Source organism: Kutzneria sp. CA-103260 (assembly GCF_018263855.1).
GTDB lineage: Bacteria > Actinomycetota > Actinomycetes > Mycobacteriales > Pseudonocardiaceae > Kutzneria.
In genome coordinates, this window is record NZ_CP073318.1 from 10,643,720 (window position 1) to 10,667,752 (window position 24,033).

The 24,033-nt window shown below is 70.2% G+C and carries 22 protein-coding genes; 16 read left to right on the forward strand and 6 right to left on the reverse strand.

The window, feature by feature from the left end:
• Window positions 1-14: 14 nt before the first annotated feature.
• Both gltB and JJ691_RS47835 read left to right on the forward strand, forming a co-directional pair.
• Entirely contained in the window at window positions 15-4,571 is a 4,557-nt protein-coding gene (gene gltB, locus JJ691_RS47830) for a glutamate synthase large subunit (RefSeq protein WP_256449332.1), read from the forward strand.
• On the forward strand, window positions 4,564-6,069 hold the full coding sequence (locus JJ691_RS47835) for a glutamate synthase subunit beta (protein WP_211765995.1): 1,506 nt from the start codon (window positions 4,564-4,566) through the stop codon (window positions 6,067-6,069). Before gltB ends, JJ691_RS47835 begins: the two co-directional genes overlap by 8 nt.
• Before the next feature lie 299 nt (window positions 6,070-6,368).
• Here JJ691_RS47835 and JJ691_RS47840 read toward each other — a convergent pair whose 3' ends face one another.
• On the reverse strand, window positions 6,369-7,469 hold the full coding sequence (locus JJ691_RS47840; RefSeq protein WP_442912569.1) for a DUF6923 family protein: 1,101 nt from the start codon (window positions 7,467-7,469) through the stop codon (window positions 6,369-6,371).
• A gap of 107 nt (window positions 7,470-7,576) precedes the next feature.
• On the opposite strand from JJ691_RS47840, the gene JJ691_RS47845 reads away from it, so the two are divergent.
• Window positions 7,577-8,341 carry a bestrophin-like domain gene (locus JJ691_RS47845; RefSeq protein WP_211765997.1) on the forward strand — a complete coding sequence of 255 codons (765 nt, stop codon included), beginning with the start codon at window positions 7,577-7,579 and terminating at the stop codon, window positions 8,339-8,341.
• Here the strand turns inward: JJ691_RS47845 and JJ691_RS47850 are convergent.
• Entirely contained in the window at window positions 8,260-9,228 is a 969-nt protein-coding gene (locus JJ691_RS47850; RefSeq protein ID WP_306291343.1) for a TIGR03619 family F420-dependent LLM class oxidoreductase, read from the reverse strand. The two genes, JJ691_RS47845 and JJ691_RS47850, sit on opposite strands and share 82 nt — an antisense overlap.
• Window positions 9,229-9,311: 83 nt before the next feature.
• Here JJ691_RS47850 and JJ691_RS47855 point away from each other — a divergent pair, with 83 nt between their 5' ends.
• The 7 genes from JJ691_RS47855 to JJ691_RS47880 all read left to right on the forward strand — a co-directional run bounded on the left by JJ691_RS47855 (window position 9,312) and on the right by JJ691_RS47880 (window position 13,719).
• Entirely contained in the window at window positions 9,312-9,701 is a 390-nt protein-coding gene (locus JJ691_RS47855) for an MmcQ/YjbR family DNA-binding protein (RefSeq protein ID WP_211765998.1), read from the forward strand.
• A 16-nt stretch (window positions 9,702-9,717) separates the two neighbouring features.
• Window positions 9,718-10,914 carry a Fic family protein gene (locus JJ691_RS47860; protein WP_211765999.1) on the forward strand — a complete coding sequence of 399 codons (1,197 nt, stop codon included), beginning with the start codon at window positions 9,718-9,720 and terminating at the stop codon, window positions 10,912-10,914.
• A gap of 118 nt (window positions 10,915-11,032) precedes the next feature.
• Window positions 11,033-11,122, forward strand: a complete 90-nt coding sequence (locus JJ691_RS53145) for an acyl-CoA thioester hydrolase/BAAT C-terminal domain-containing protein (protein ID WP_305874538.1) — start codon at window positions 11,033-11,035, stop codon at window positions 11,120-11,122.
• 38 nt (window positions 11,123-11,160) lie between these two features.
• The gene (locus JJ691_RS47865; protein ID WP_211766000.1) at window positions 11,161-11,829 is read left to right on the forward strand and encodes a DUF2461 domain-containing protein; all 669 of its coding nucleotides are present in this window, start codon (window positions 11,161-11,163) and stop codon (window positions 11,827-11,829) included.
• 148 nt (window positions 11,830-11,977) lie between these two features.
• Window positions 11,978-13,009, forward strand: a complete 1,032-nt coding sequence (locus JJ691_RS47870) for a DUF346 domain-containing protein (protein WP_211766001.1) — start codon at window positions 11,978-11,980, stop codon at window positions 13,007-13,009.
• Window positions 13,010-13,055: 46 nt separating this feature from the next.
• On the forward strand, window positions 13,056-13,184 hold the full coding sequence (locus JJ691_RS47875; protein WP_211766002.1) for a hypothetical protein: 129 nt from the start codon (window positions 13,056-13,058) through the stop codon (window positions 13,182-13,184).
• Window positions 13,185-13,263: 79 nt separating this feature from the next.
• A complete protein-coding gene (locus tag JJ691_RS47880; protein ID WP_249227499.1) occupies window positions 13,264-13,719 on the forward strand; it encodes an NUDIX hydrolase in 456 nt (151 codons plus the stop codon).
• On the opposite strand, the gene JJ691_RS47885 is transcribed toward JJ691_RS47880, so the two are convergent.
• A complete protein-coding gene (locus JJ691_RS47885; protein WP_211766004.1) occupies window positions 13,709-14,485 on the reverse strand; it encodes an alpha/beta fold hydrolase in 777 nt (258 codons plus the stop codon). The two genes, JJ691_RS47880 and JJ691_RS47885, sit on opposite strands and share 11 nt — an antisense overlap.
• A gap of 155 nt (window positions 14,486-14,640) precedes the next feature.
• Between JJ691_RS47885 and JJ691_RS47890 the strand changes: the two genes are divergently transcribed.
• From JJ691_RS47890 to tesB, 3 genes are all read left to right on the forward strand, one after another.
• Complete coding sequence (locus tag JJ691_RS47890) at window positions 14,641-15,228, forward strand: hypothetical protein (RefSeq protein WP_211766005.1); 588 nt, start codon at window positions 14,641-14,643, stop codon at window positions 15,226-15,228.
• A 119-nt stretch (window positions 15,229-15,347) separates the two neighbouring features.
• Complete coding sequence (gene pyk / locus JJ691_RS47895) at window positions 15,348-16,772, forward strand: pyruvate kinase (protein ID WP_211766006.1); 1,425 nt, start codon at window positions 15,348-15,350, stop codon at window positions 16,770-16,772.
• Between the two features lie 9 nt (window positions 16,773-16,781).
• Window positions 16,782-17,729, forward strand: coding sequence for an acyl-CoA thioesterase II (gene tesB, locus JJ691_RS47900; RefSeq protein ID WP_211766007.1), 948 nt, complete (start codon window positions 16,782-16,784; stop codon window positions 17,727-17,729).
• A gap of 93 nt (window positions 17,730-17,822) precedes the next feature.
• Here the strand turns inward: tesB and JJ691_RS47905 are convergent, their stop codons facing one another.
• The 3 genes from JJ691_RS47905 to JJ691_RS47915 all read right to left on the reverse strand — a co-directional run bounded on the left by JJ691_RS47905 (window position 17,823) and on the right by JJ691_RS47915 (window position 20,057).
• Window positions 17,823-18,809 (reverse strand): undecaprenyl-diphosphate phosphatase, encoded by a 987-nt coding sequence (locus JJ691_RS47905; RefSeq protein ID WP_211766008.1) that lies wholly within the window; start codon window positions 18,807-18,809, stop codon window positions 17,823-17,825.
• Between the two features lie 112 nt (window positions 18,810-18,921).
• Entirely contained in the window at window positions 18,922-19,731 is an 810-nt protein-coding gene (locus JJ691_RS47910; RefSeq protein WP_211766009.1) for an SAM-dependent methyltransferase, read from the reverse strand.
• Between the two features lie 17 nt (window positions 19,732-19,748).
• Window positions 19,749-20,057: a DUF2218 domain-containing protein gene (locus JJ691_RS47915; protein ID WP_211766010.1), complete on the reverse strand. Its 309-nt coding sequence runs from the start codon at window positions 20,055-20,057 to the stop codon at window positions 19,749-19,751.
• A 47-nt stretch (window positions 20,058-20,104) separates the two neighbouring features.
• On the opposite strand from JJ691_RS47915, the gene JJ691_RS47920 reads away from it, so the two are divergent.
• The 3 genes from JJ691_RS47920 (at window position 20,105) to dacB (ending at window position 23,802) form a co-directional block, all read left to right on the forward strand.
• On the forward strand, window positions 20,105-20,548 hold the full coding sequence (locus tag JJ691_RS47920; RefSeq protein ID WP_249227500.1) for a MarR family winged helix-turn-helix transcriptional regulator: 444 nt from the start codon (window positions 20,105-20,107) through the stop codon (window positions 20,546-20,548).
• 45 nt (window positions 20,549-20,593) lie between these two features.
• Window positions 20,594-22,039: an NADP-dependent phosphogluconate dehydrogenase gene (gndA, locus tag JJ691_RS47925; RefSeq protein WP_211766011.1), complete on the forward strand. Its 1,446-nt coding sequence runs from the start codon at window positions 20,594-20,596 to the stop codon at window positions 22,037-22,039.
• A 191-nt stretch (window positions 22,040-22,230) separates the two neighbouring features.
• The gene (gene dacB, locus JJ691_RS47930) at window positions 22,231-23,802 is read left to right on the forward strand and encodes a D-alanyl-D-alanine carboxypeptidase/D-alanyl-D-alanine endopeptidase (RefSeq protein WP_211766012.1); all 1,572 of its coding nucleotides are present in this window, start codon (window positions 22,231-22,233) and stop codon (window positions 23,800-23,802) included.
• The last annotated feature ends 231 nt before the right edge of the window (window positions 23,803-24,033 follow it).

Below are 24,033 nucleotides of genomic sequence, written 5' to 3' on the forward strand. Positions count from 1 at the left end.
GGAGGTCTCGAGTCGTGACGATCTTCTCCGCCCTTCCCGGCCCGCAGGGCCTGTACGACCCGAGCGCGGAACGGGACGCCTGCGGTGTGGCCATGGTGGCCGACATCAAGGGGCGGCGGTCGCACGGCATCGTGGTGGATGCCCTGACCGCGCTGGCCAACCTGGAGCACCGGGGGGCCGCCGGCGCCGAGCCGACCAGCGGCGACGGCGCGGGCATCCTGCTCCAGGTGCCGGACGCGCTGCTGCGCGACGTGTGCGGGTTCACGCTGCCCAAGGCCGGCGAGTACGCCGCCGGTATCGCGTTCCTGCCGGCCGATCCCGTGCAGCGGGCCGAGGCCGTCGCGCTGATCGAGCGGATCGCGGGCGAGGAAAGCCTGGAAGTGTTGGGCTGGCGGGACGTGCCCGTCGACCCGGACGCCGCCGACGTGGGCCCGACCGCCCGCTCGGTGATGCCGCACTTCGCCATGCTGGTGGTGGCCGGCCTGGCCGACGCCGACGGCAACCGTCCGTCCGATGTGGACCTGGACCGGCTGACCTTCTGTCTGCGCAAGCGATCCGAGCGCGACACCGTCGCCGCCGGCATCGGCAGCTACTTCCCGTCGCTGTCCGCGCGCACGCTGGTGTACAAGGGCATGCTCACCACCGGCCAGCTGCCGGCGTTCTTCCCCGACCTGGTCGACGAGCGGCTAACCAGCGCCATCGCCTTGGTGCACAGCCGGTTCTCCACCAACACCTTCCCGTCGTGGCCGCTGGCCCACCCGTTTCGCTACGTTGCGCACAACGGTGAGATCAACACCATTCGCGGCAACCGGAACCGGATGCGGGCCCGGGAGTCGCTGCTGGCCAGCGATCTCATCCCGGGCGACCTGGCCCGGCTGTTCCCGATCATCGACGGCGAGGGCTCCGACTCGGCCTCCCTGGACGAGGTCCTGGAGTTGCTGCACCTGGGCGGCCGGTCGCTGCCGCACGCGGTGCTGATGATGATCCCGGAGGCGTGGGAGAACCACGCCACCATGGACCCCAAGCGCCGCGCCTTCTACCAGTTCCACGCCAGCCTGATGGAGCCGTGGGACGGCCCGGCCTGCGTCACCTTCACCGACGGCACGCTGGTCGGCGCGGTGCTGGACCGCAACGGCCTGCGCCCGGCCCGCTGGTGGCGCACCGACGACGACCGGGTGGTGCTGGCCAGCGAGGCCGGCGTGCTCGATCTGCCGCCGCACCGCGTGGTGGCCAAGGGCCGCCTGCAGCCCGGCCGCATGTTCCTGGTCGACACTATGGCCGGCCGCATCGTCGACGACGACGAGGTGAAGGCCCGGCTGTCGGAGAAGCTGCCCTACGACGAGTGGCTGCACGCCGGCCTGCTGGAGCTGGCCGACCTGCCCGACCGTGAGCACGTGGTGCAGAGCCACGAGTCCGTGGTGCGCCGCCAGCTCACCTTCGGCTACACCGAGGAAGAGCTGCGCATCCTGCTCGCGCCGATGGCCGAGAACGGCGCCGAGCCGATCGGCTCGATGGGCTCGGACACCCCGATCGCCGCGCTGTCCAAGCGATCCCGGCTGCTCTACGACTACTTCGTGCAGAACTTCGCGCAGGTGACCAACCCGCCGCTGGACGCCATCCGCGAGGAGATCGTCACCTCGGTGTCCCGGGTGATGGGCCCCGAGCAGAACCTGCTCGACCCGGGTCCGGCCTCCTGCCGGCACATCGGCCTGCCCTATCCGGTCATCGACAACGACGAGCTGGCCAAGCTCATCCACGTCAACGACGACGGGGACCTGCCCGGCTTCGCCTGCACCGTCCTTTCCGGACTGTACGAAGTGGACGGCGGCGGCCGGGCGCTGGCCGACGCGATCGAGCGGGTGCGCCGCCAGGCGTCCGAGGCGATCGCCGCCGGCGCCCGCACGCTTGTGTTGTCGGACCGGGATTCCGACCACCGGATGGCCCCGATCCCGTCGCTGCTGCTGGTTTCCGCGGTGCACCACCACCTGGTCCGCACCAAGGAGCGGCTGCGGGTGGCCCTGGTGGTGGAGACCGGCGACTGCCGCGAGGTCCACCACGTGGCGCTGCTGCTGGGTTACGGCGCCGCCGCGGTCAACCCGTACCTGGCCTTCGAGACGATCGAGGACCTGATCAGCCAGAACGCCCTCGGCGGCATCGAACCGCGGGTGGCCATCCGGCGCTATGTCTCGGCCCTGGTCAAGGGCGTGCTGAAGATCATGTCCAAGATGGGCATCTCCACCGTCGGCGCCTACACCGCGGCCCAGGTCTTCGAGGCCGTCGGCATCGCCGACCCGTTGCTGGACGAGTACTTCACCGGCACCCACTCCAAGCTCGGCGGCGTCGGGCTGGACGAGCTGGCCGCCGAGGTCGCCGTCCGGCACCACCGCGCCTACCCGGACAACCCGACCGACCGCTCGCACCGGCGGCTGGAGGTCGGCGGCGAATACGCCTACCGCCGCGAGGGCGAGCTGCACCTGTTCACGCCCGAGACCGTGTTCCTGTTGCAGCACGCCACAAAAACCCGCCGGACCGAGGTGTACAAGCAGTACGCCGACGAGGTCGAGCGGCTGGTCCGCGAGGGCGGCGGGCTGCGCGGCCTGTTCAAGTTCTCCTCCGAGCGCACCCCGGTGCCGCTGGCCGAGGTCGAGCCGGTCGAGTCGATCCTCAAGCGCTTCAACACCGGCGCCATGTCGTACGGCTCGATCTCGTCCGAGGCTCACGAGACCCTGGCCATCGCCATGAACCGGCTCGGCGGCCGGTCCAACACCGGCGAGGGCGGCGAGGACCCCGAGCGCCTCTACGACCCCGAGCGCCGCTCGGCGATCAAGCAGGTCGCCAGTGGCCGGTTCGGCGTCACCAGCGAGTACCTGGTGCACGCCGACGACATCCAGATCAAGATGGCCCAGGGCGCGAAGCCCGGCGAGGGCGGCCAGCTGCCCGCGCACAAGGTGTACCCGTGGATCGCGCGGACCCGGCACTCCACGCCGGGCGTCGGCCTGATCTCCCCGCCGCCGCACCACGACATCTACTCCATCGAGGACCTGGCCCAGCTGATCCACGACCTGAAGAACGCCAACGAGCAGGCCCGCATCCACGTGAAGCTGGTCTCCGAGCTCGGCGTCGGCACGGTCGCGACCGGCGTGGCCAAGGCCCACGCCGACGTGGTGCTGATCTCCGGGCACGACGGCGGCACCGGCGCCTCCCCGCTGAACTCGTTGAAGCACGCCGGCACGCCGTGGGAGATCGGCCTGGCCGAGACCCAGCAGACGTTGATGCTCAACGGTTTGCGGGACCGGATCACCGTGCAGGTGGACGGGGCCATGAAGACCGGTCGGGACGTCGTGATCGCCGCGCTGCTGGGCGCGGAGGAGTACGGCTTCGCCACCGCGCCGCTGGTGGTCGCCGGCTGCGTGATGATGCGCGTCTGCCACCTGGACACCTGCCCGGTGGGCGTCGCGACGCAGAACCCCGTGCTGCGCAAGCGCTACACCGGCAAGCCGGAGTTCGTCGAGCAGTACTTCCAGTTCGTGGCCGAGGAAGTCCGGGAACTCCTTGCCGAGCTCGGGTTCCACACCCTCGACGAGGCCATCGGCCACGCCGAGCTGCTGGACACCGACGAGGCGGTCGAGCACTGGAAGGCCAAGGGCCTCGACCTGTCACCGGTGTTCGAGGTGCCGACCGCGACCCGCTACGGCTCGGCCCGGCGGCGGCTGCGCGGCCAGGACCACGGCCTGGAGCACGCCCTGGACCGGACGCTGATCCAGCTGGCCGAGGCCGCCCTGGAGGACGCCCATCCGGTGCGGCTGGAACTGCCGGTGCGCAACGTGAACCGCACCGTCGGCACCCTGCTCGGCTCCGAGGTGACGCGTCGCTACGGCGGTGACGGACTGCCCGAGGACACCATCCACGTCGCGCTGTCCGGCTCGGCCGGCCAGTCCCTGGGCGCGTTCCTGCCCAAGGGTGTGACGCTGGAACTGGTCGGCGACGCCAACGACTACGTCGGCAAGGGCCTGTCCGGCGGGCGGATCGTGGTGCGCCCGCACGAGGACGCGCCGTTCGCCGCCGAGCAGCAGGTGATCGCCGGCAACGTGATCGGCTACGGCGCGACCGGCGGCGAGATATTCCTGCGCGGCCGGGTCGGTGAGCGGTTCTGTGTGCGCAACTCCGGCATGGTCGCGGTGTCCGAGGGCGTCGGCGACCACGCCTTCGAGTACATGACCGGCGGCCGGGCCGTGGTGCTCGGGCCGACCGGGCGCAACCTGGCGGCCGGCATGTCCGGCGGCATCGCCTATGTGCTCGAACTGGACCCGATGCTGGTCAACGCCGACATGGTCGAGCTGCAGCGGCCCAACGGCGACGACCTGCGGTGGCTGCGCGAGACCGTGGAGCGCCACCACCGGCTCACCGGCTCCGCGGTGGCCGCGTCGCTGCTGGGCGACTGGCCGCGCCGCTCCGCCGGCTTCACCAAGGTGATGCCGAGCGACTACCAGCGTGTGTTGGAGGCGATGCGACTGGCCCGCGCCCAGGGCCGCGACGTCGACGAGGCGATCATGGAGGCGTCCCGTGGCTGACCCGAACGGCTTTCTCAAGTTCGCCCGGGCCGAGGCGCCCAAGCGGCCGGCCGCCGAGCGTGTGCACGACTGGCACGAGGTGTACAGCCAGCAGCCCGCCGCCGAGCGGGAGCAGCAGGTGCGCACCCAGGCGTCCCGCTGCATGGACTGCGGCATCCCGTTCTGCCACTCCGGCACCGCCGGCTGCCCGCTGGGCAACCTGATCCCGGAGTGGAACGACCTGGTGCGGCGCGGGGACTGGACGCAGGCGGGCGACCGCCTGCACGCCACCAACAACTTCCCCGAGTTCACCGGCCGGCTCTGCCCGGCCCCGTGTGAGGCCGCGTGCGTGCTGTCCGGCACGCCCGAGGCCGGCGGCGCCGTCGCCATCAAGCGGGTCGAGCAGGCCATCGCCGACGTGTCGTGGGAGAACGGCGCCGTGGCGCCGCACCAGGCCGCCGTCGCCTCCGGCAAGCGGGTCGCCGTGGTGGGCTCCGGGCCGGCCGGGCTGGCCGCCGCCCAGCAGCTGACCCGGGCCGGGCACGACGTCACCGTGTACGAGCGGGACGACCGGCTCGGCGGGCTGCTGCGCTACGGCATTCCCGAGTTCAAGATGGAGAAGAAGGTGCTGGACCGGCGGCTCGCGCAGCTGCGGGCCGAGGGCACCCGCTTCGTCACCAGCTGCGAGGTTGGCGTCGACCTGACCATCGAGCAGCTGCGGGCCGGCTACGACGCCGTGGTGCTGGCCGTCGGGGCCCTGCGGGGTCGGGACGCCACGGAGATCCCCGGGCGTTCGCTCGCCGGCGTGCACCTGGCCATGGAGCACCTCGTGCCGGCCAACCGGGCCGTCGAGGGAGACGGGCCGACCTCCGTGGACGCCGCCGGCAAGCACGTCGTGATCATCGGCGGCGGCGACACCGCGGCCGACTGCCTGGGCACCGCCCACCGCCAGGGCGCTGCTTCGGTCGTGCAGCTGGACCAGTACCCGGAGCCACCGTCCACTCAGGACTTCTCGGTGTCCCCGTGGCCGACCTGGCCGCTGCTCATCCGCAACTACCCCGCCCACGACGAGGGCGGCTCGCGGAAGTTCTCCGTTGCCGTGCAACGCTTTGTCGGCGACTCCGACGGGCACGTGCGGTCCATCGAGCTGCGCCAGGTCCGGGTCACCCGGGACGCCGACGGCCGCCGTGTCGTCGAGCCCGTGGCCGACGAGGTCGAGGTCATCCCGGCCGACATGGTCCTGCTGGCCATCGGCTTCGAGGGCGTCGAGCACATGCCCCTGCTGGACGGTCTCGGCCTGGACCTGTCCGGTCGCGGCACCCTGTCCGTCGACTCCGCCTGGCAGACGTCCGCCCCCGGCGTCTTCGCCTGCGGCGACGCCCACCGCGGCGCTTCCCTGGTGGTGTGGGCCATCGCCGAGGGCCGCTCCGTGGCCAACGCCGTCGACAAGTTCCTCACCGGCTCCTCCGAGCTGCCCTCCCCGGTGCAGCCCAACCTGCTGCCGCTGGCGGTGGTCTAGGTTCGGTCGTGCCGGGCGGGTATCTCCGCCCGGCACGACTTTTACCAGGGGAGTTTCGGGCGAGCACGAGTCGTCCTCGCCGATGTTTCACGTGGTCATCCCGGTCATCGGCGTCGCGCGGGTCCTGCGCTGGTCACTGGAATCGGCCCGGGAGTTCTTCGCCAAGCGTCCGTGACCATATCGGGAGCGCATTCTCCATCCCGCTCGCGCGGCGATCGGGTGAATTCACCACGAATTTTCCGCCGCTATGCCCTTCTTTTCCGGTACGCCGGCCGACGCACCGGAAAAGACGGAATGGGCTAGCGTCCTCTGGCCCGTGAGGCCGCGTGCGTCGCGGCCCCGCCGCCGACCAGGAGAAGCACCGTGACCAGCGCCCAACGGCGCTGCTTGGTGCGTTCCTGGTGATTCTCGGCGGCCACCGGCTTGACCTGCTGAGCCGTCCACGGCTTGGCCGTCGTCGGGGTGACTACCGGCCGTTGCGAGGGCGGCGGCGGAGGCACCACAACGGGGGCCGGCGAGGGTGACGGCGGTGGCGGCGCCGGACTCGACGGCGCCGGGGGCGGAACCGGTGTCGTGGTGGTGGTCGTCGCCGGAGGCGGAGGTGGCGGTGGGGGAGGCGGCGTCGGCATGCCGAGACAGCCGGCGGCGTCCGACGAACCGACCGGCGCCGCGGACGCCAGCTCCCGGGCGGCACCGCCGCGGGGGATGGCGAACAACCGGCTCCGATGGCCGTCGTCGTTGTCGAGGACGTACAGCGTGCGCGACGAGTCGATCACCGCGGCGCCGTAGCTGGTGCCGTGCGGCAGACCGGCCGGGGTGGCCACGGTGCGCACGGCTCCGCTGCCCGGGTCGACGCTGACCACGACCGGCGGCCCGTGCATGGAACTCACGCCGTAGAGCAGCCCGTCGGCCGGGTCGACGGCGAAGTCGTCCAGGCCGTCGGCCTCGGGCCGCATCCGCACCACCCGCGTCACGCTGAGGTACGTCTTGCTCGACGGGGTGACGTCGATGGCGAACAGCCGGTCGTCCAGCCGGACCACCAGCGCGCCGCCCACCACCGCGCCGGCGGTGGCCAGCGCGAGGTCGTCCCGGGGCACGCCGTGCGGGTAGCCGAGATCGGTCACTCCGCCCGATCGGGTGATCCGCACGACGTGACCGTGATGGCCGATGCCGTACACCAGATCCTGTGACGCGTCGTAACCCAACGCGTTCAACTCGCTCGGCGAGCTCGACAGCGCCGTCTCGGCCCCACTCGGAAGATCGACCCTCGAAAGGGTGGTTCCACCGCCATGCTCACCCGTACGGACCAGGATTGCCTCACACACCGTGGGTGTTACCGCGTCCGATCGGGGAGAAAAGAGCGCCGTTATCGCTAGAACGGGTAAAAGAGCCCCCGTCATGCGCAGAATCCTGATCACGCGGCACCGATTTCCTGTTTCAGCGAGTTGGCGGATACGGTCCCCACGGTAACGGTGCTTGAATCTCTTGTCAGCACATAGGAGAGTGAATGGACATCTACCTGCAGGGGCTGGTGTGGGTGCTCGGCGTGGCGATTGTCGCCGGCGCGCTCACCGTGCTGATACACCGACTCACCTCCGGCGACGGGAGATCCTCGAACAACGAGTCGGCCGGCAACGTCTTCGTCATCGTCGGCGGCCTGCAGGCCGTGCTGGTGGCGTTCGTGCTGATCTCGCTGTTCGACGCGGTCAACTCGGCCCAGGACAACGCCCAGCAGGAAGCCAACAGCCTGGTCGCGGTCACCTGGGCCGCCGACTCGTTCCCCGAGGCCACCCGGGTGCAGGTGCACGACCTGGCCCGCAAGTACGCCACCGCGGTGCGCGACCAGGAGTGGCCGCAGATGCAGGCCGGCGACCCGGTCACCGGCCCGGGCGCGCAGTACCTGTCGCAGATCCACGAGGCCATCGACCAGGCCGCCGACAACGGCGACGACTGGCTCAAGGACCGCAAGACCGAGGCGTCCAACCAGCTCTGGCAGGTCTACCAGTTCCGGCAGGACCGGCTGGACGCCGCCGACGGCAGCGGGGTCAACGCGGTGACCTGGTTCGCCATGATCGCCGGCAGCGTCCTGTCCATGATCTTCACCTACCTGTTCGGCGGCCCCAAGCTGATCGCCCACGTGATCATCGTCGGCGTGCTGGCCGCGACCATGACACTGCTGCTGTTCGCCATCTACCAGCTGCAGGACCCGTTCAACGGCGGGGCCAACATCGGTCCCGACGCCTTCGACTCCGCGCTGGCCAGGCTCACCTGAGCAGGCCCAGCAACTCCGCCGCCAGTTCGAGCGCGTGATCGGTCTCCGGGGCGACGTAGCACAGCTCCACGAACGCCTCCGTGAGACCGGATCTCCTCGTGCACCGCCAGCGTCTGCTCGGCGATCTCCTTGGCCGACACACCCTGCTGGGGGTTGACCCGCAGCACCACCTCGATCGCCGACGGGTCGCGGCCCGCCTCCTGCGCGGCCTGGCGGATCGCCGCCAGCGGCGGCTTCAGGTACTCCGCCTTCAGCATGCCCGGCAGCGCGCCCGCCGCCAGCCAGCCGTCCGCGCGGCGGCCGATCCGGCTCAGCGCCGCCGGCGCGAAGCCGCCCAGCTGCACCGGCGGGCGCTTGGCCGGCCGGTGGCCGATCTCGCTCGGCGGCACCTTCCACTGTGGACCGTTGTGCTCGACCACGTCGTCGGTCCAGACCTTGTCCAGCACGTCCAGAATCTCGTCCAGCCGCCGGCCGCGCTCGGCGAACGGCACGCCCACCGCGTCGAACTCGTCCGGTGACCAGCCGACGCCGAAGCCCGCCACCAGCCGGCCGTCGGAGGCCCGGTCGATCGAGGTCAGGGTGCGGGCCAGCGGCAGCGGCGTGTAGAACGGCGCGTTCAGCACGTTCGTGCCCAGCCGGACCCGGCTCGTCACGGTGGCGGCCAGCGTCAGCGCCGTGAACGGGTCGAACACCGACCCGAACTCCGGCGGGAACGGGCCCGGGCCGCTCATGCCGTAGCCGATCTTCGGCCCCAGCGGCCGCAGCAGCCGGTCGCCCACCCACAGCGCGTCCGCGCCCAGCCGTTCCGCCTCCGCCGCGAACCTCGTGATGTCCGCCGGCCGGTTCGCCACCGGGCCGTACTGGGGCAGGGTGAAGCCGATCCGCATGGTTACTCCTCTCCTGTGGCGATCAGTCTGCGCCACGAGTTCCGCTGTCCCGTGGCGACGGGTGTGTGCTTACCCTTTCGGCCATGGCCGAACCCCTCCCTCGACTGCGACGGCTGTGCCTGGCCCTGCCCGAGACCACCGAGCGGCTCAGCCACGGCGAGCCCGCGTGGTTCGTGCGGGACAAGAAGAACTTCGTCTCCTACCGCGACCACCACCACGACGACCGTGTCGGCTTCTGGTGCGCCGCCGCCCCCGGCGCCCAGGCCGAGCTGGTCGCCGCCGACCCCGTGCGCTTCTTCCGTCCGCCATACGTCGGACACCGGGGCTGGCTCGGGATATACCTGGACGTGCCCCAGGACTGGGCCGAGATCGCCGAGATCGTCACCGACGCCTACCGCGCGATCGCCCCCAAGACCCTGGTCAACCTTCTGGACACTCCGCCGGTCAATCACTTGGACAAAACAGGGGGGTGAAATCTAGTATCGTGGTGTGACGCAGGAGCACGACTACCTCACCAGCCACCCGTGGCTGACCTTCGACTACCGCCTCGACTTTGAACTGAAAGCTCAGCTCTGGGCCCGTCTGGGGGAAGCGTTCTCGAAGTGTCAGCATCTGACCGGCACCCCGCTGACGCCCGGGGTCGCGCAGGAGCTCGGTGCGGTCTACCTGGCCAAGGGGGCGCTGGCCACCACGGCGATCGAGGGCAACACCCTGTCCGAGACAGACGTGACCGACATTCTCTACGGCGGCCGCATGCTGCCACCCTCGCAGCGGTATCTCCAGCAGGAGGTGGAAAACGTCGTCGCGGCACTGCGGGCCATCGACCGCAACAGCCGACACGGCGGCACCGCCATCACGGTCGACTGGATCAGGGAACAGAACCGTCAGGTGCTGGCTGAGCTCGAAACCGACGATCACGTCGTGCCGGGTGATTTCACAGTGTCCAATGTGGTCGTCGGCAACTACCGTGGCGCGCCGCCGCGGGACGTGCCGTACCTGATGGACCGACTGGTGGCCTGGATCGCGCAGCTCACCGAAGGCCACAACGATCAACCGCCCAACGTGCGCTTCTTCGGTGCCTTCCTGGCCGCGACGCTGAGCCACCTGTACCTGGCCTGGATCCATCCCTTCGGCGACGGGAACGGCAGGACCGCGCGGTTGCTGGAATGCGCGATCCTGACCAACAGCGGCCTGGTGCCGTGGCTGTCCGCGAATCTGTTGTCCGACCACTACAACCGCACCCGGTCCGAGTACTACCGGAGACTTTCCAACGCCTCTCGCCACGGCGACGTCACCGGCTTCATCTGCTACGCCGCGCAGGGTTTCGTGGATCTGCTCCGCGAGCAGATCGAACTCGTGCAGCGCCAACAACTTCGCGTCTCGTGGGTCAACTTCGTGTACCAGCGGTTCCAGTCGTTGCCCAACACCGAGGCGACTGCCCGCCAGCGGACGCTGCTGCTGTCGCTGCCTGACGGGCCGACTCCGCTCAGCGCCGTTCGCAGACTCACGCCGGAGTTGGCCGAGCAGTTCGCCGGACGTAGTGACAAGACAGTGACTCGCGACGTGAACAGGCTCCAGTCGCTTGGGCTCGCTGTCGTGGATCGACACACCATCGAACCGGCGGTCTATTTGATGGCCGCGTTCATCCCCGGCAGGGCGAACTCGTCGCCCCGTGACCAGAGCTAGGACCATGGCAGTCGAGGTGACGGTGTCGCCCGCGGATTGCTGTGGTCCATGACGCCAGTGGAGCCGACGCGACCGGTGTTCCTCGTTCGGCGCACTGGCTCCCGGCCCCGGGATCACCATGGACTTCGGCGGCACCTCCGCCGCCAACGCCGCCGCTGCCCGGCAGTCGTGGTCGGAGATCCTCGCGTTTCTCGCCGACGCCGTCTGACGTCCGGTCTGTCAGGGGTGGGTCGTATGGTCTTGCCCGTGACGTTCACGGGCTTCGGCGAGCACGCCATCGACTTCTACGACGGCCTGGAGGCCGACAACTCCAAGGTCTACTGGGACGCCAACAAGCACCTCTACCAGGGTGATGTGCGGGCGCCCATGGAGGCCCTGCTCGCCGAGCTGGAGCCCGAGTTCGGTGGACTGGGCGAGCCCAAGGTATTCCGGCCGTACCGGGATGTCCGCTTCTCCAAGGAGAAGACCCCGTACAAGACCCACTGCGGCGGTGTCATCGAGCAGGGCCGGGGCGGCGGGGCGTACTACGTGCAGGTCGGTCCCGAGGGCCTCATGGTCGGCGGCGGCTGCTTCCACCTCGAGGCCGACCAGCTCGCCCGCTTCCGCGTCGCCATCGACGACTCCCGCCGCGGCGAGGCCCTGCAGAAGATCATCGCCAAGCTGTCCAAGGCCGGCTTCGTGATCAAGGGCGAGCAGCTCAAGACCAAGCCCCGCGGCTACGAGCTCGACCACCCCCGCATCGACCTCCTGCGGCACAAGTCCCTCTATGCCTCGATGCTCTGGGAGCCCGACGACGTCCTGCACGAACGCGGCTCCTTCGACCGCGTCCGCAAGGCCTGGCGCCAGCTCCGCCCGTTCAACGAATGGGCCGCCGACCACGTCGGCGTCAGTGAGAACTCGCGCGCCCGCCGGTGATTTCCCCGGAGTGAAAAGGCCGCCCGACCGGGTGTCGGGCTTGGCCGGCGGTCCAGGGCTGAATCACACTGGAGCGCGGAGTCCGCTCCGGAGGGGTGTTCGCCGATGGACGCGGGCCGGAGCGGCCGCACAGGGAAGCAGGATCGTGGTGGACGACGAGAGCGGCCCGGACCCCGACCAGGCCCCGTCGCAGGCGCAGCACGTCATCACCGGCAAAGTGCGCAATTCCGTGCTGGCGCGGACTGTGCACGGTTCCGTGTACATCGGTGACCGCCTCCGCGCGATCGTCCTGGCCCTGGTCATCACACTGTTGACCACCTGCACCGGTCTCACCGTCTACATCTTCCGGATTCCCATCTGGGAAGGGCTCTTTCCGCACCCGCAGGTGGCCGATAACCCCCTTCCCGGGGCACCGGCGGTGTATTTCGGCAATGCGCTCCACGTGTTCGCGCGCAGTGCCGACGGCACGTTGCTGCACTACGTTTCGGCAGCTGACGGCCGGCGCGTCGAGTCGTGGGACGACATTCGGATCGCCGGCGACCCGGTCGCGCTGATCGACGACACCGAGATCGATGTGTTCGCCCGTGCGTCCGACGGGACCCTGCGGGACATCGTGGTCACCGACGGCCATCACGAGCAGGAATCCTGGGGCGGGCAGATAGCCGGCGATCCGACCGTCATCGAATGGAACCATCAGGTGCAGGTTTTCGTTCGAGGCGCCGACAGCAGAATGCAGCACTTCTGGCGTGACCAGACCGGCGATCACCACCAGGACACCTGGGGCGGCCTGCTCGTCGGACGGCCGGCGGCGGTGACTTTCGAAGGCCAGCGCTACGTCTTCGCCCGCGACTCCTACGGCCTGCTGTACCGGTGGACCAGGGCCGGTGACACCGATCCGGTCACCAAGACGTCGTGGGGCGGCCCGATCACCAGCGATCCGGCCACGATGGTCACCCTCCACCAGTTGCACGCCTTCGCCACCGGCGAGAACGGCACCCTCCAGCACTTCTACCAGAACGACACGGATGGGGCGCCCGTCAATGACGTGTGGCCCGCTCCGAGCGTCGTCGGCACCCCCAGCGTGGTGGCGGTGGGAATCGAGCAGATCGCCTTCGCGCAATGCGCCGACGGAAGCGGCCTGGAGCAGGTTTCCTGGACCTACGGCGCCAATCCCGCCTAATCAACGGCAGCCCTGGCACGGCACGATCACCGACACCCCCGCGGCGGTGGTGGGACCCGACAACCGCATCGATGTCGTCGCCCGTGGCTCCGACTACGGCCTGGCTCACTGGTGGTCGACGCAGGCCGATCCCGACAGCCACCAGGATTCCTGGGGCGGCAAGCTGGCCCACTAGCTTGATGCCGCCCAGCGCGGTGGTGTCTGCTGATCCGGTGGAGGACTGGAGATTCTGCCCCCGCTGCGGGAAGTCCCTGGTGTTGAGCGGCGAAGGCCCCGAGCGGCACGCCTCGTGCGGGGACTGCGGCTTCAGCAAGTACGACAATCCCTTGCCCACCACCATCGGCCTGATCTGCCGTGGCCGGTCGATGCTTCTGCTCCGCCGCGCCCAGCCACCGGCGGTCGGGGCGTGGGACACCGTCGGCGGTTTCCTCACCGCCGGCGAGACCGCGGAGCAGAACCTCGTCCGTGAGGCCCGGGAGGAGATCGGCTGCCCGGTCCTTGACCTCCGACCGGTGGGCACGTACGCCTCGGTCTACGGCGACACCGGCATGACGACCGTCGGCATCGCCTTCACCTGCCGCATCCCCGACGAGGCCGTGATCACGTTGTCGGAGGAGAACACCGAGCACCGGTGGTTCGGCTGGGACGAGATCCCGGACCTGCCCTTCGCCGACGTGGCGGCCGCGGTCCGGGATCTAGTCAGCCCTTGAAGAACTCGGTCAGGGCGGTGGCGATGGTGGCGGGTGGGAGGTCGTGGAAGCTGCCGTCGCGGGAGAGGTGGCGGCCGGCGGGGAGGGCGGCTGCGGTGGCAGCGGCGGCCTCCTGGAGCCAGGGGAAGGAGCCGGTGCTGCTGAGGACGAGGGCGGGGACGGAGATCCGGGAGAGGTGGTCGGGCAGGCGGTAGCCGGCCATGACGGCGTTGTCGTGCACGAGGGTGGGGGCGAGGGCGACCAGTTGGGGCCAGAAGGGGTCGGCCTTCATCTGGTCGACGACCTCGCGGGGCTGGCCGACGCCGTTGACCATGAAGTGGGCGACGGCGTCGTCGAAGCGGCCGGCCTCGGTGAGGCGGGCGAGGGTGGCGCCGTAGGCGGCGGTGATGGGCGGGTGGTCGGGTAGGCGGTACGGGGGCTCCATGCCGGAGACGCGCTGGATGGGCAGGCCGGAACCGGCGGCGAGGAAGGCGAGGGCGGCGCCGGAGGACATGCCGTGGACGAAAGCGCCGCCGACGGCGTCGAGGACGGCGGCGAGGTCCTCGAGTTCGCGGTCGACGGCGTAGGGCGCGGTGATGGTGCTGTCGCCCCGGCCCCGGCGGTCGTAGGCGACGACGGAGAACTCGGGGGCCAGCGCCTCGGCCAGGGGAGCAAAGGAGTGGCGGGTCATGAAGGCGCCGCCGACCAGCACAAGGGCGGGTCCCTGCCCGGCCAGCGAGTACGCGATCGAGGTGCCGTCCTTGGACGTGACTGTCTGCATGCCCATACGTCGAACCTCCGGCCCGGAATGCGACAACCCGGATCCACGCTAGACTCGAACACCCGTTCTAAGCCAGCGTGTCGCGTGACCGGGTCGGCGGGTCGTCTGTGGCAGACTCCGCCCCTAGTCCGCGCCCGCCCCGACGAGAGGAAATACCGGCCATGGGCCAGAAGGTTGTGCTGTTCTCGGACCTGAGCGGCAAGATCGTCGAGGACGGCGAGCTGGTGAAGGTCGTCGTCACCCAGCACCCGGCGCTGCTGGACGGCCCGGTGGAGATCGAGGCCGCCCCGGCCGAGCTGGCGGCCATCGAGGACAAGGGCATCGACGTGGTCAGCTTCGAGGTGCACGCCCCGGGCGAGGCGTCGCGCACGATGGTGATGCCGCTGGCCGAGTTCGACCGGCTGGCCACCGACGACCCGATGGACGTGGTGCTCAAGGCGGCCAAGAAGTCCTACGCCAAGCCGGCCCGGGCCAAGGCCACCGGCGAGCCGAAGATCAACTACGGCAGCCTGGAGCACGCCGGCAAGCCGCACCGCGGCAAGGTCAACGACGCCGAGAAGCAGATCATCCGGGACCACTTCGACCAGGTGAACGAGCGGCTGGCCGCGGAGGACCTGCGGGTGATCGACCTGGGCGACGCCGAGATCGTCGCCCGGTACGGCCTGGAGGAGCTGGCCGCGGAGCGCTCGGGCGCCGTCAAGCCGGTCGAGGTTGCCGCCGCCGTCGACGAAACGGTGAACGAGGAGTGATGAGGGCGTGACCGTGCGCTGAAAAAATCCGGGTTGCCGGGTCATTTCTAGGTGGTTGCCCAACATTACCGCCGGGTAGTTCGGGATCGGTCCAGTACGACGGTCTAAGCTGCTGGAACGTGAGCCGACGAGCGAAGATCGTCTGTACCCTCGGGCCAGCGACGTCCACCCCGGAGAAGATGCGCGACCTGGTCGCGGCGGGCATGGACGTGGCCCGGATGAACTTCAGCCACGGCAGCCACGCCGACCACAAGCAGGTGTACGACCTGGTGCGGACCACCGCCGCCGAGTCGGGCCGCGCGGTCGGCATCCTGGCTGACCTGCAGGGCCCCAAGATCCGCCTCGGCACGTTCGCGGGCGGCCCTGTGGAGTGGCGGACGGGCGACGTCGTGCGGGTCACCGTCGACGACGTCGCCGGCACCCATGACCGGGTGTCCACCACCTACAAGAACCTGGCCAAGGACGCCCGCGTCGGGGACCGGCTGCTGGTCGACGACGGCAAGGTGGGCCTGGTGGTCACCGCCGTCGAGGGCCAGGACGTGGTCTGCGAGGTCACCGAGGGCGGCCCGGTCAGCAACAACAAGGGCCTGTCGCTGCCCGGCATGGACGTCTCCGTGCCGGCGCTGTCCGAGAAGGACATCGAGGACCTGGAGTTCGCCCTCAGCCTGGGCGTCGACTTCATCGCCCTGTCCTTCGTCCGCTCCCCGGCCGACATCGACCTGGTGCACCAGGTGATGGACCGGGTGGGCAAGGGCCGGCTGCCGGTGGTCGCCAAGATCGAGAAGCCGGAGGCCGTCGACAACCTCGAGGCCATCGTGCTGGCCTTCGACGGCGTCATGGTGGCCCGTGGCGACCTGGGCGTGGAGCTGCCGCTGGAGCAGGTGCCGCTGGTGCAGAAGCGGGCCATCCAGATCTCCCGGGAGAACGCCAAGCCGGTCATCGTGGCCACCCAGATGCTGGACTCGATGATCACCAACTCCCGGCCGACCCGGGCCGAGGCCTCGGACGTGGCCAACGCGGTGCTGGACGGCGCGGACGCGCTGATGCTGTCCGGCGAGACCAGCGTGGGCCGCTACGCCATCGAGTCCGTGGAGACGATGGCCAAGATCATCGTGGCGGTGGAGAGCGAGTCCACCGTCGTGCCGCCGCTGACCCACGTGCCGCGCACCAAGCGGGGCGTCATCTCCTACGCGGCCCGCGACATCGGCGAGCGCCTGAACGCCAAGGCCCTGGTCGCGTTCACCCAGTCCGGCGACACGGTGCGCCGCCTGGCCCGGCTGCACACCCACCTCCCGCTGCTGGCCTTCACGCCGGAGCCGGACGTGCTCAGTCAGCTTGCTCTCACCTGGGGCACGGAGACCTTCCTGGTGCCTAAGGTGGACTCCACCGACCAGATGGTCCGACAGGTCGACATCTCGATGCTGTCCATCGGCCGCTACCAGCCCGGTGACCTGGTGGTCATCGTGGCCGGCTCGCCGCCCGGCACCGTAGGGTCGACCAACCTCATCCGGGTGCACCGGCTGGGGGAGGACGATCACGCCTAGGAGTGACCATTGACTGAAGCGGCTCGCGCCGCGGCGGCCGACCCCGGAGCGACCCAAGCTCCGGGGTCGGTGCCGTTGACGCTCGACGGGGTGCCGCACGGGCAGCCGGTGCTCGACCGCCTGGTCGCGCTGCTGGACCTGGAGCGCATCGAGGAGAACATCTTCCGCGGCGTCAGCCCGGCCGACTCCCCGGTCCGGGTGTTCGGCGGCCAGGTCGCCGGCCAGGCGCTGGTGGCGGCCGGCCGCACCGTGCCGTCGGAGCGCAAGGTGCACTCCCTGCACGCCTACTTCATCCGGCCCGGCGACCCGCGCGTGCCGATCGTGTACGAGGTGGACCGCATTCGCGACGGCCGCTCGTTCACCACCCGCCGCGTGATCGCGGTGCAGCACGGCAAGGCGATCTTCTCGCTGTCGGCCTCGTTCCAGAAGATCGAGCCGGGCATGGACCACGCCGAGCCGATGCCCCAGGTGCCGGACCCGGAGTCGCTGCCCACGTTCGGCGAGCGGATCGCCCAGCTGGGCGCGGACGCGGTGAAGCTGGGCCGGGAGCGGCAGCGCCCGATCGACCTGCGCTACGTCTCCGACCCGCCGTGGATCACCCGGGAGAACGGCCCGCACGAGGCCCGCAACCAGGTCTGGATGCGGGCGGACGGCAAGCTGCCCGACGACGACCTGCTGCACGTCTGCGTGCTGGCCTACGCCTCGGACATGACGCTGCTGGACTCGATCCTGGCCCGGCACGGCGTGTACTGGGGCACCGACCAGGTGCAGGGGGCCAGCCTGGACCACGCGATGTGGTTCCACCGCCCGTTTCGGGCCGACGAGTGGTTCCTCTACGACTGCACCTCGCCCAGCGCCTCCAACGCCCGGGGCCTGGCCACCGGCCACTTCTTCACCCGCGACGGCAAACTCGTCGCCACCGTCGTCCAGGAAGGCCTCCTCCGAGTCCTCCCCTGAACCCCGCGAGTCCCGCTCTCAGGCAACTGAATGTCGAGTTCGAAACTCGACATATGGTTGCCCGAGAGCGGGACTCGCGAGTTTTGGCGGGTGTCAGTTGATGCCGGCGATGAGGAAGTAGGCCAGGGAGCCCAGGCCCGCGACCATGCAGTAGATGGCGAACGGGTTGAGGGTCTTGGTCTCGAAGTAGGAGGCCAGGAAGCGGGCCGAGACGTAGGCCGCGACGCCGGCGACCAGGCTGCCGACCAGGGCCGGGCCGAGCGAGCCGACGACCTCGGGGTGGAACAGCTCCGGCATCTTGAGCACGCCGGCGCCGAGGATGACCGGGGTGGCCAGCAGGAAGGCGAACCGGGCGGCGTCGTCGTGCCGCAGGCCGCGGGTCAGGCCGGCGACGATGGTGATGCCGGAGCGGCTGATGCCGGGCAGCAGGGCCAGCGCCTGCGCCCCGCCGATCATCGCCGTCTCCTTCCACGTCAGCTTGGACAGCCGCCGCTCGGACGCCTCGTCGGCGGACAGCGGCTCGGCGGTGATGGCGTGCAGCGGGGCGGTGTCGCCGGGCGCGAACGCGGCGCTGGGGATGACCATCGTCTGGTCCGGGGACGCGTACTCCTCCGTGGACTTCCGCCGGCGCTGCAGGCGTTCCACGGCGAACAGCACCAGGCCGTTCAACGCCAGGAACAGCGCGGTCGGCACCGGTTTGCCCAGCACGTTGCGGACCAGGCTGTCCAGCGCGATGCCGGCGATGCCGACCGGGATGGTGCCGACCACCAGCAGCCAGCCCAGCCGCTGCTCGGCGTTCTCGATCTTCCGGCTGACGATGGACGTCCACAGGCCGCGCACGATGCGCACCCAGTCCCGCCAGTAGAAGACGACCAGGGCCAGCGCGGTGGCCACGTGCATGGCCACCAGCACGGCCAGGTACGGCGTCTCCTTGCCGCTCAGGCTCAGGTCCTTGGCCCACTGGCCGCCGGCCAGCGCCGGTAGCAGCACGCTGTGTCCCAGGCTGGAGACCGGGAACAGCTCGCTCACCCCCTGGAGCAGCCCGACGGCGATGGCCTCGACGTAGCTCAGGTCCGACATCAAATGCCTTCCGGGGGTGACTGCGGGGTTCAGCGGCACGGTAAGGGGTGCCGTGCGGAGTTCGGTGAACCCTAGTTGAACACCCGGTGTTTCGGGCCTACGGGGTTGAGCATTACTTCTTGACCCCGACGCCCCCGTAGCCCGGCGGCAGCTTGGCCGGCACCTCCTGGTCGGCGTCGGGCCGCCACTGGTGCACCAGCACCACGCCCGGCTCCAGCAGGTCGAAGCCCTCGAACAGGGTCAGGATCTGCGGGCGGGTGCGCAGCACGACCGGGTTCGTGGTGTTCTGGTACACGGCCTTGAAGTCGGCCAGCATGCTGTTGCGGTTGTCCGGCTCCTCGGCGCCGATGTGGGACAGCGCCAGGTGGCTGCCGGCCGGCACGGCCTCCCGGTAGCCGGCGACGATCTCGGCCGGCCGGCTGCTGTCCGGCACGAAGTGCAGCACCGAGGCCATGATCAGGCCGACCGGCTCGGAGAAGTCGATCAGGTCCTTCACCTCGCGGCAGCCCAGCACGGCGTCCACGTCCCGCATGTCGGCCTGCACCACGGCGGCCAGCGGGTTGCTGCGCAGGATGGCGCTGCTGTGCGCGACCGCGACCGGGTCGATGTCCACGTACACCACGCGGGTGGTGGGGTCCCGGCGCTGCGCGACGTCGTGCACGTTGCCCACGGTGGGGATGCCCGAGCCGAGGTCGAGCAGCTGCCGGATGCCGGAGTCGACGAGCAGCCGCACCGCCCGCCGCAGGAAGTCGCGGTTCCCCCTGGCGCCTTGGATCGTGTACGGCATCGCGGCGATGGCCCGCTCGGCGGCGTCCCGGTCGACCTCGAAGTTGTGGGTGCCGCCCAGGTAGTAGTCGTACATCCGGGCGGGACTCGGCTTGGTGACGTCCATGGTCGCCGGCACCCAGTCAGGCAGCTCCATGTCGGCGAACCCTAGTGTCAGGCGGCGTGACCCGTCGAGGTCCAGGCGACCACGAGCTCGTCCTTGCTCCCGAAGCGAACCAGGTGCCGCTCGACCACGTCGGCCAGCTGGGCCAGCGACTCGGCGTCGCCGGCGGTGACGGTGATGCGCAGGCCGTCGGCCTGGGCGTGCAGCAGGGCGGTGCCGAGGTCGAAGTGCAGCTCGCCCTCGTGCTCGGTCCACACGGTCTGGATCTTGTGGCCGAAGTGCTTGCAGAGCTGCACCAGGTAGCGGGAGGGCCGATCGGTCGCGACCAGCGCCTGCGTCGTGAATGATGAGCCTGTCATATAATGAGGCTAGGTCAGTATTAAGGGTGCGGCAACGGGAGGTTCACGTGACCGATGCCACCACCGCGCGCCTGGCGGATGCCCTGATGCATGTGGCAAAGCGCATCCGCGGCTGCTGGATGCACCAGCTCGCGCCGCTCGGCCTCACCCCGGGCCAGGGCCGGGCCCTGGGCGTGATCGCCCGGGCCGGCGACGGGATCCGGATGGCCGACCTGGCCGGCAGGCTCGACATCGTGCCCCGCTCGGCCACCTCGGTGGTGGACGGGTTGGAGGAGCAGGGCCTGGTGCTGCGCCGGCCCGACCCCGGCGACCGCCGCTCCATGCTGGTCACTCTCACCGAGGCCGGCCGGCAGCTGGTCAGCCGTATCGACGAGGCCAAGCGGGGCGCCGCCGAGGAGATGTTCGGCACGCTGGACCCGGCCGAACGCGAGCAGTTGCTGGCTGTGCTGCTGCGCCTGGACACGTCCGGGAAGCCCACGAGATCGATTTAGCCGCCCCGGGTGGAACTTGCGCGCCGGGGCGGGCAGGCTGGGCCCATGGCAACTGAAGAGAAGGCTCGGATCGGCGTCACGGGCCTGGCCGTGATGGGCAGCAACCTGGCTCGCAACCTCGCTCGTCACGGTTTCCGGGTCGCCGTGCACAACCGGTCGTCCGCGCGCACCAAGGCCTTGGTCGAGCAGCACGGCTCCGAGGGCGAGTTCGTGCCGGCCGAGACGACCGCCGAGTTCGTGGCGTCGCTGCAGAAGCCGCGCCAGGTGATCATCATGGTCAAGGCCGGCGGCCCCACCGACGCGGTGATCGACGAGCTGGCCGACCTGATGGAGCCCGGCGACATGATCGTCGACGGCGGCAACGCGCACTTCGCCGACACCCGCCGCCGGGAGAAGGCGCTGCGCGAGCGCGGGCTGCACTTCGTCGGCACCGGCATCTCCGGCGGCGAGGAGGGCGCGCTCAACGGGCCGAGCATCATGCCCGGTGGCTCGGCCGAGTCCTACCAGCACCTCGGCCCCGTGCTGGAGGCGATCGCGGCGCAGGTCGACGGCGTGCCGTGCTGCACGCACGTCGGCGAGGACGGCGCCGGCCACTTCGTGAAGATGGTGCACAACGGCATCGAGTACGCCGACATGCAGCTCATCGCCGAGGCGTTCGACCTGCTGACCAACGTGGCCGGCATGACCCCCGCCGAGATCGCCGAGGTGTTCCGCGGCTGGAACACCGGCGACCTGGAGTCCTACCTGGTGGAGATCACCGCCGAGGTGCTCGGGCACGTCGACGCGGCCACCGGCAAGCCGTTCGTGGAGATCATCGCCGACCAGGCCGAGCAGAAGGGCACCGGCCGCTGGACCGTGCAGGAGGCCCTGGAGCTGGGCGTGCCGGTCACCGGCATCGCCGAGGCGGTGTTCGCCCGGTCCCTGTCCGGCCACGTCGGCCAGCGAGCCGCCGCGCAGAAGGTGCTGCCCGGCCCGACGGCCAAGCCGGCGATCGCCGACCGCGACGCGTTCGTCGAGGACGTCCGGCAGGCGCTGTACGCCTCCAAGGTCGTGGCCTACGCCCAGGGCTTCGACGAGATCCGCACCGCCGCCGACACCTACGGCTGGCAGATCGACCTCGGCTCGATGGCCACCATCTGGCGCGGCGGCTGCATCATCCGGGCCCGGTTCCTCAACCGGATCAAGGAGGCCTACGACAAGGACGGCAACCTGCCGTCGCTGCTGGTCGACGAGTACTTCGCGGACGCGGTGATCAAGGCGCAGGAGTCGTGGCGGCGGGTCGTCGTGGCGGCCACCGGCGCCGGCGTGCCGGCCCCGGGCTTCTCCTCGGCCCTGTCCTACTACGACGCGCTGCGGGCCGAGCGGCTGCCGGCGGCCCTGATCCAGGGCCTGCGGGACTTCTTCGGCGCGCACACCTACCGCCGGGTCGACCGGGGCGAGGCCAGCTTCCACACCCTGTGGAGCGGCGACCGCACCGAGCAGGACGCCTGACCTTCCCGGCATCGAACGTCATGAAGGGCCCCTTCCTCACGTTGAACGTCAGGATGGGGCCCTTCATGACGAAGAATGCCCTTTCGGACATTGGTTCGGGGGGCGGTCAGCGCAACGCCGATGGGGCCGCCCGGACAGAAAAGCCGGTCATTTCCGCCCCGGTTTGCAACTTCGACCGGTGGTGTGCCGTCATGGACATCGTGAGAACCTCTTCGCGCAATATCGCGATCGGCTGTGTCGCGGCCGTGCTGCTCGCGCTGCCGGCGGCGGCCAGCGCGGGCTCGGCCAACGCCTCGGCCCTCGGCACGGATCTCGACTCCCTGCTGGCCAACCCCGAACTCGCGGGCGGCCAGGCCGGCCTGGTGGTCCGCAACGCCGACACCGGCGCCACCCTGTACTCCCGCCTCGGCGACAACCTGATGGTGCCGGCGTCCAACATGAAGCTGGTGACCTCGGCGACGGCGCTGGACCTGCTCGGCGCCGACTACACGTTCGACACCCTGGTCCGGTCCACCGGCACGCTGTCGAACGGCACGCTCAACGGCGACCTGTACCTCAAGGGCTACGGCGATCCGAGCACCACTCTCGCCGACTACCAGGCGATGGCGGCCCAGGTGAAGCAGGCCGGCATCACCAGCGTCACCGGCCACCTGATCGCCGACGACTCGTACTACGACAGCGTGCGGCTCGGCCCCGGTTGGGCCTGGGACGACGAGCCGTACTGGTACAGCGCCCAGGTGTCGGCGCTGACCGTGTCCCCGGACGCCAACTCCACCTCGGGCTCGGTGAACGTGACGGTCGCGCCCGGCGCGCAGGGCCAGCCGGCGGTGGTGACCATGACGCCGCCCAACACCTACCTGACCGTCAACAACACCGCGACCACCGGAACTTCGACGGGCCTGTCGGTGAACCGCGTGCACGGCACCAACACGATCACCGTCAGCGGCTCGATCGCTGCCGGCGCGGCCCCGTCCACCGAGCAGATGTCGGTGGACAACCCGACCGGGTTCGTGGCGTCGCTGTTCGGCAAGGCCCTGTCCGACGCGGGCGTGTCGGTCGCCGGCACCACCGCGTTCCAGAAGATGCCCTCGGGCACCACAGCGGTGGCCAGCCACACCTCGGCCCCCATCAGCCAGCTGCTGACGCCGTTGTTCAAACAGAGCGACAACCTGGTCGCCGAGACGCTGACCAAGGCCGCCGGCGTGCAGCGGTTCGCCTCCGGCAGCTTCGTCGCCGGCGTCAACGCGCTGACCTCGAAGCTGGCCGCGCTGGGCATCGACTACAACAAGTACAACCAGTTCGACGGCTCCGGACTGTCCAGGATGGACATCGTCAGCCCGGCCGAGATCGCCCAGCTGCTGATCAACGCCCAGTCCCGGCCGTGGTTCCAGACCTGGTACAACGCGCTGCCGGTGGCCGGCAACACCAACCCGGCGATCGGCGGCACGCTGGCCAACCGGATGGTCGGCACCGCCGCCGCGAACAACGTGCACGCCAAGACCGGTTCGGAGACCGGCGTCAGCGCCCTGTCCGGCTACGTCACCGCCGCTGACGGCGAGAAGCTGGTGTTCTCGTTGCTGTCCAACAACTTCGTGCCCGGCTCGGTGAAGGACGTCGAGGACGCCGTGGCGGTCCGGCTGGCCCAGTACAACGGGGCCAACGACACTTCGCACGCGCCGAAGTTCGCCCCGCGGTCCCAGACCGCCGGCAAGGCGACCGACCCTCGGGCGAGCCTGGAGTGCTCGTGGACGCACAGCTGCTAGACGGTTTTGAGTAGTCTGTGCACGAGCCTGGCCGTGCGCTCGGCGTGACGCCGCATCCGCTCCCCGGCGGCTGCGGCGTCACGCTTTTCTGAGTCTTGCTCGCCGGCAGCAGTCGCAGCTAGGTCGAGTCGCGATGAGACTGTCCGCCTCCAACAGTCCGACCGCCTGCGGCGCGGTGGCCCGACCGTGACCGGTCCGTGACCCAAATGACCCGGTAGTGGCCAAATTTGG

Coding starts and splice junctions, on each gene's coding strand:
- JJ691_RS47855 (WP_211765998.1), top strand. CDS start 9,312: ATGGCCGAACCCCTCCCTCGACTGCGACGGCTGTGCCTGGCCCTGCCC.
- JJ691_RS47890 (WP_211766005.1), top strand. CDS start 14,641: ATGGGCCAGAAGGTTGTGCTGTTCTCGGACCTGAGCGGCAAGATCGTC.
- JJ691_RS47915 (WP_211766010.1), bottom strand. CDS start 20,057: ATGACAGGCTCATCATTCACGACGCAGGCGCTGGTCGCGACCGATCGG.
- JJ691_RS47840 (WP_442912569.1), bottom strand. CDS start 7,469: ATGACGGGGGCTCTTTTACCCGTTCTAGCGATAACGGCGCTCTTTTCT.
- JJ691_RS53145 (WP_305874538.1), top strand. CDS start 11,033: ATGGACTTCGGCGGCACCTCCGCCGCCAACGCCGCCGCTGCCCGGCAG.
- gndA (WP_211766011.1), top strand. CDS start 20,594: ATGGCAACTGAAGAGAAGGCTCGGATCGGCGTCACGGGCCTGGCCGTG.
- JJ691_RS47905 (WP_211766008.1), bottom strand. CDS start 18,809: ATGTCGGACCTGAGCTACGTCGAGGCCATCGCCGTCGGGCTGCTCCAG.
- JJ691_RS47850 (WP_306291343.1), bottom strand. CDS start 9,228: ATGCGGATCGGCTTCACCCTGCCCCAGTACGGCCCGGTGGCGAACCGG.
- JJ691_RS47885 (WP_211766004.1), bottom strand. CDS start 14,485: ATGGGCATGCAGACAGTCACGTCCAAGGACGGCACCTCGATCGCGTAC.
- JJ691_RS47910 (WP_211766009.1), bottom strand. CDS start 19,731: ATGGAGCTGCCTGACTGGGTGCCGGCGACCATGGACGTCACCAAGCCG.
- JJ691_RS47845 (WP_211765997.1), top strand. CDS start 7,577: ATGGACATCTACCTGCAGGGGCTGGTGTGGGTGCTCGGCGTGGCGATT.
- dacB (WP_211766012.1), top strand. CDS start 22,231: ATGGACATCGTGAGAACCTCTTCGCGCAATATCGCGATCGGCTGTGTC.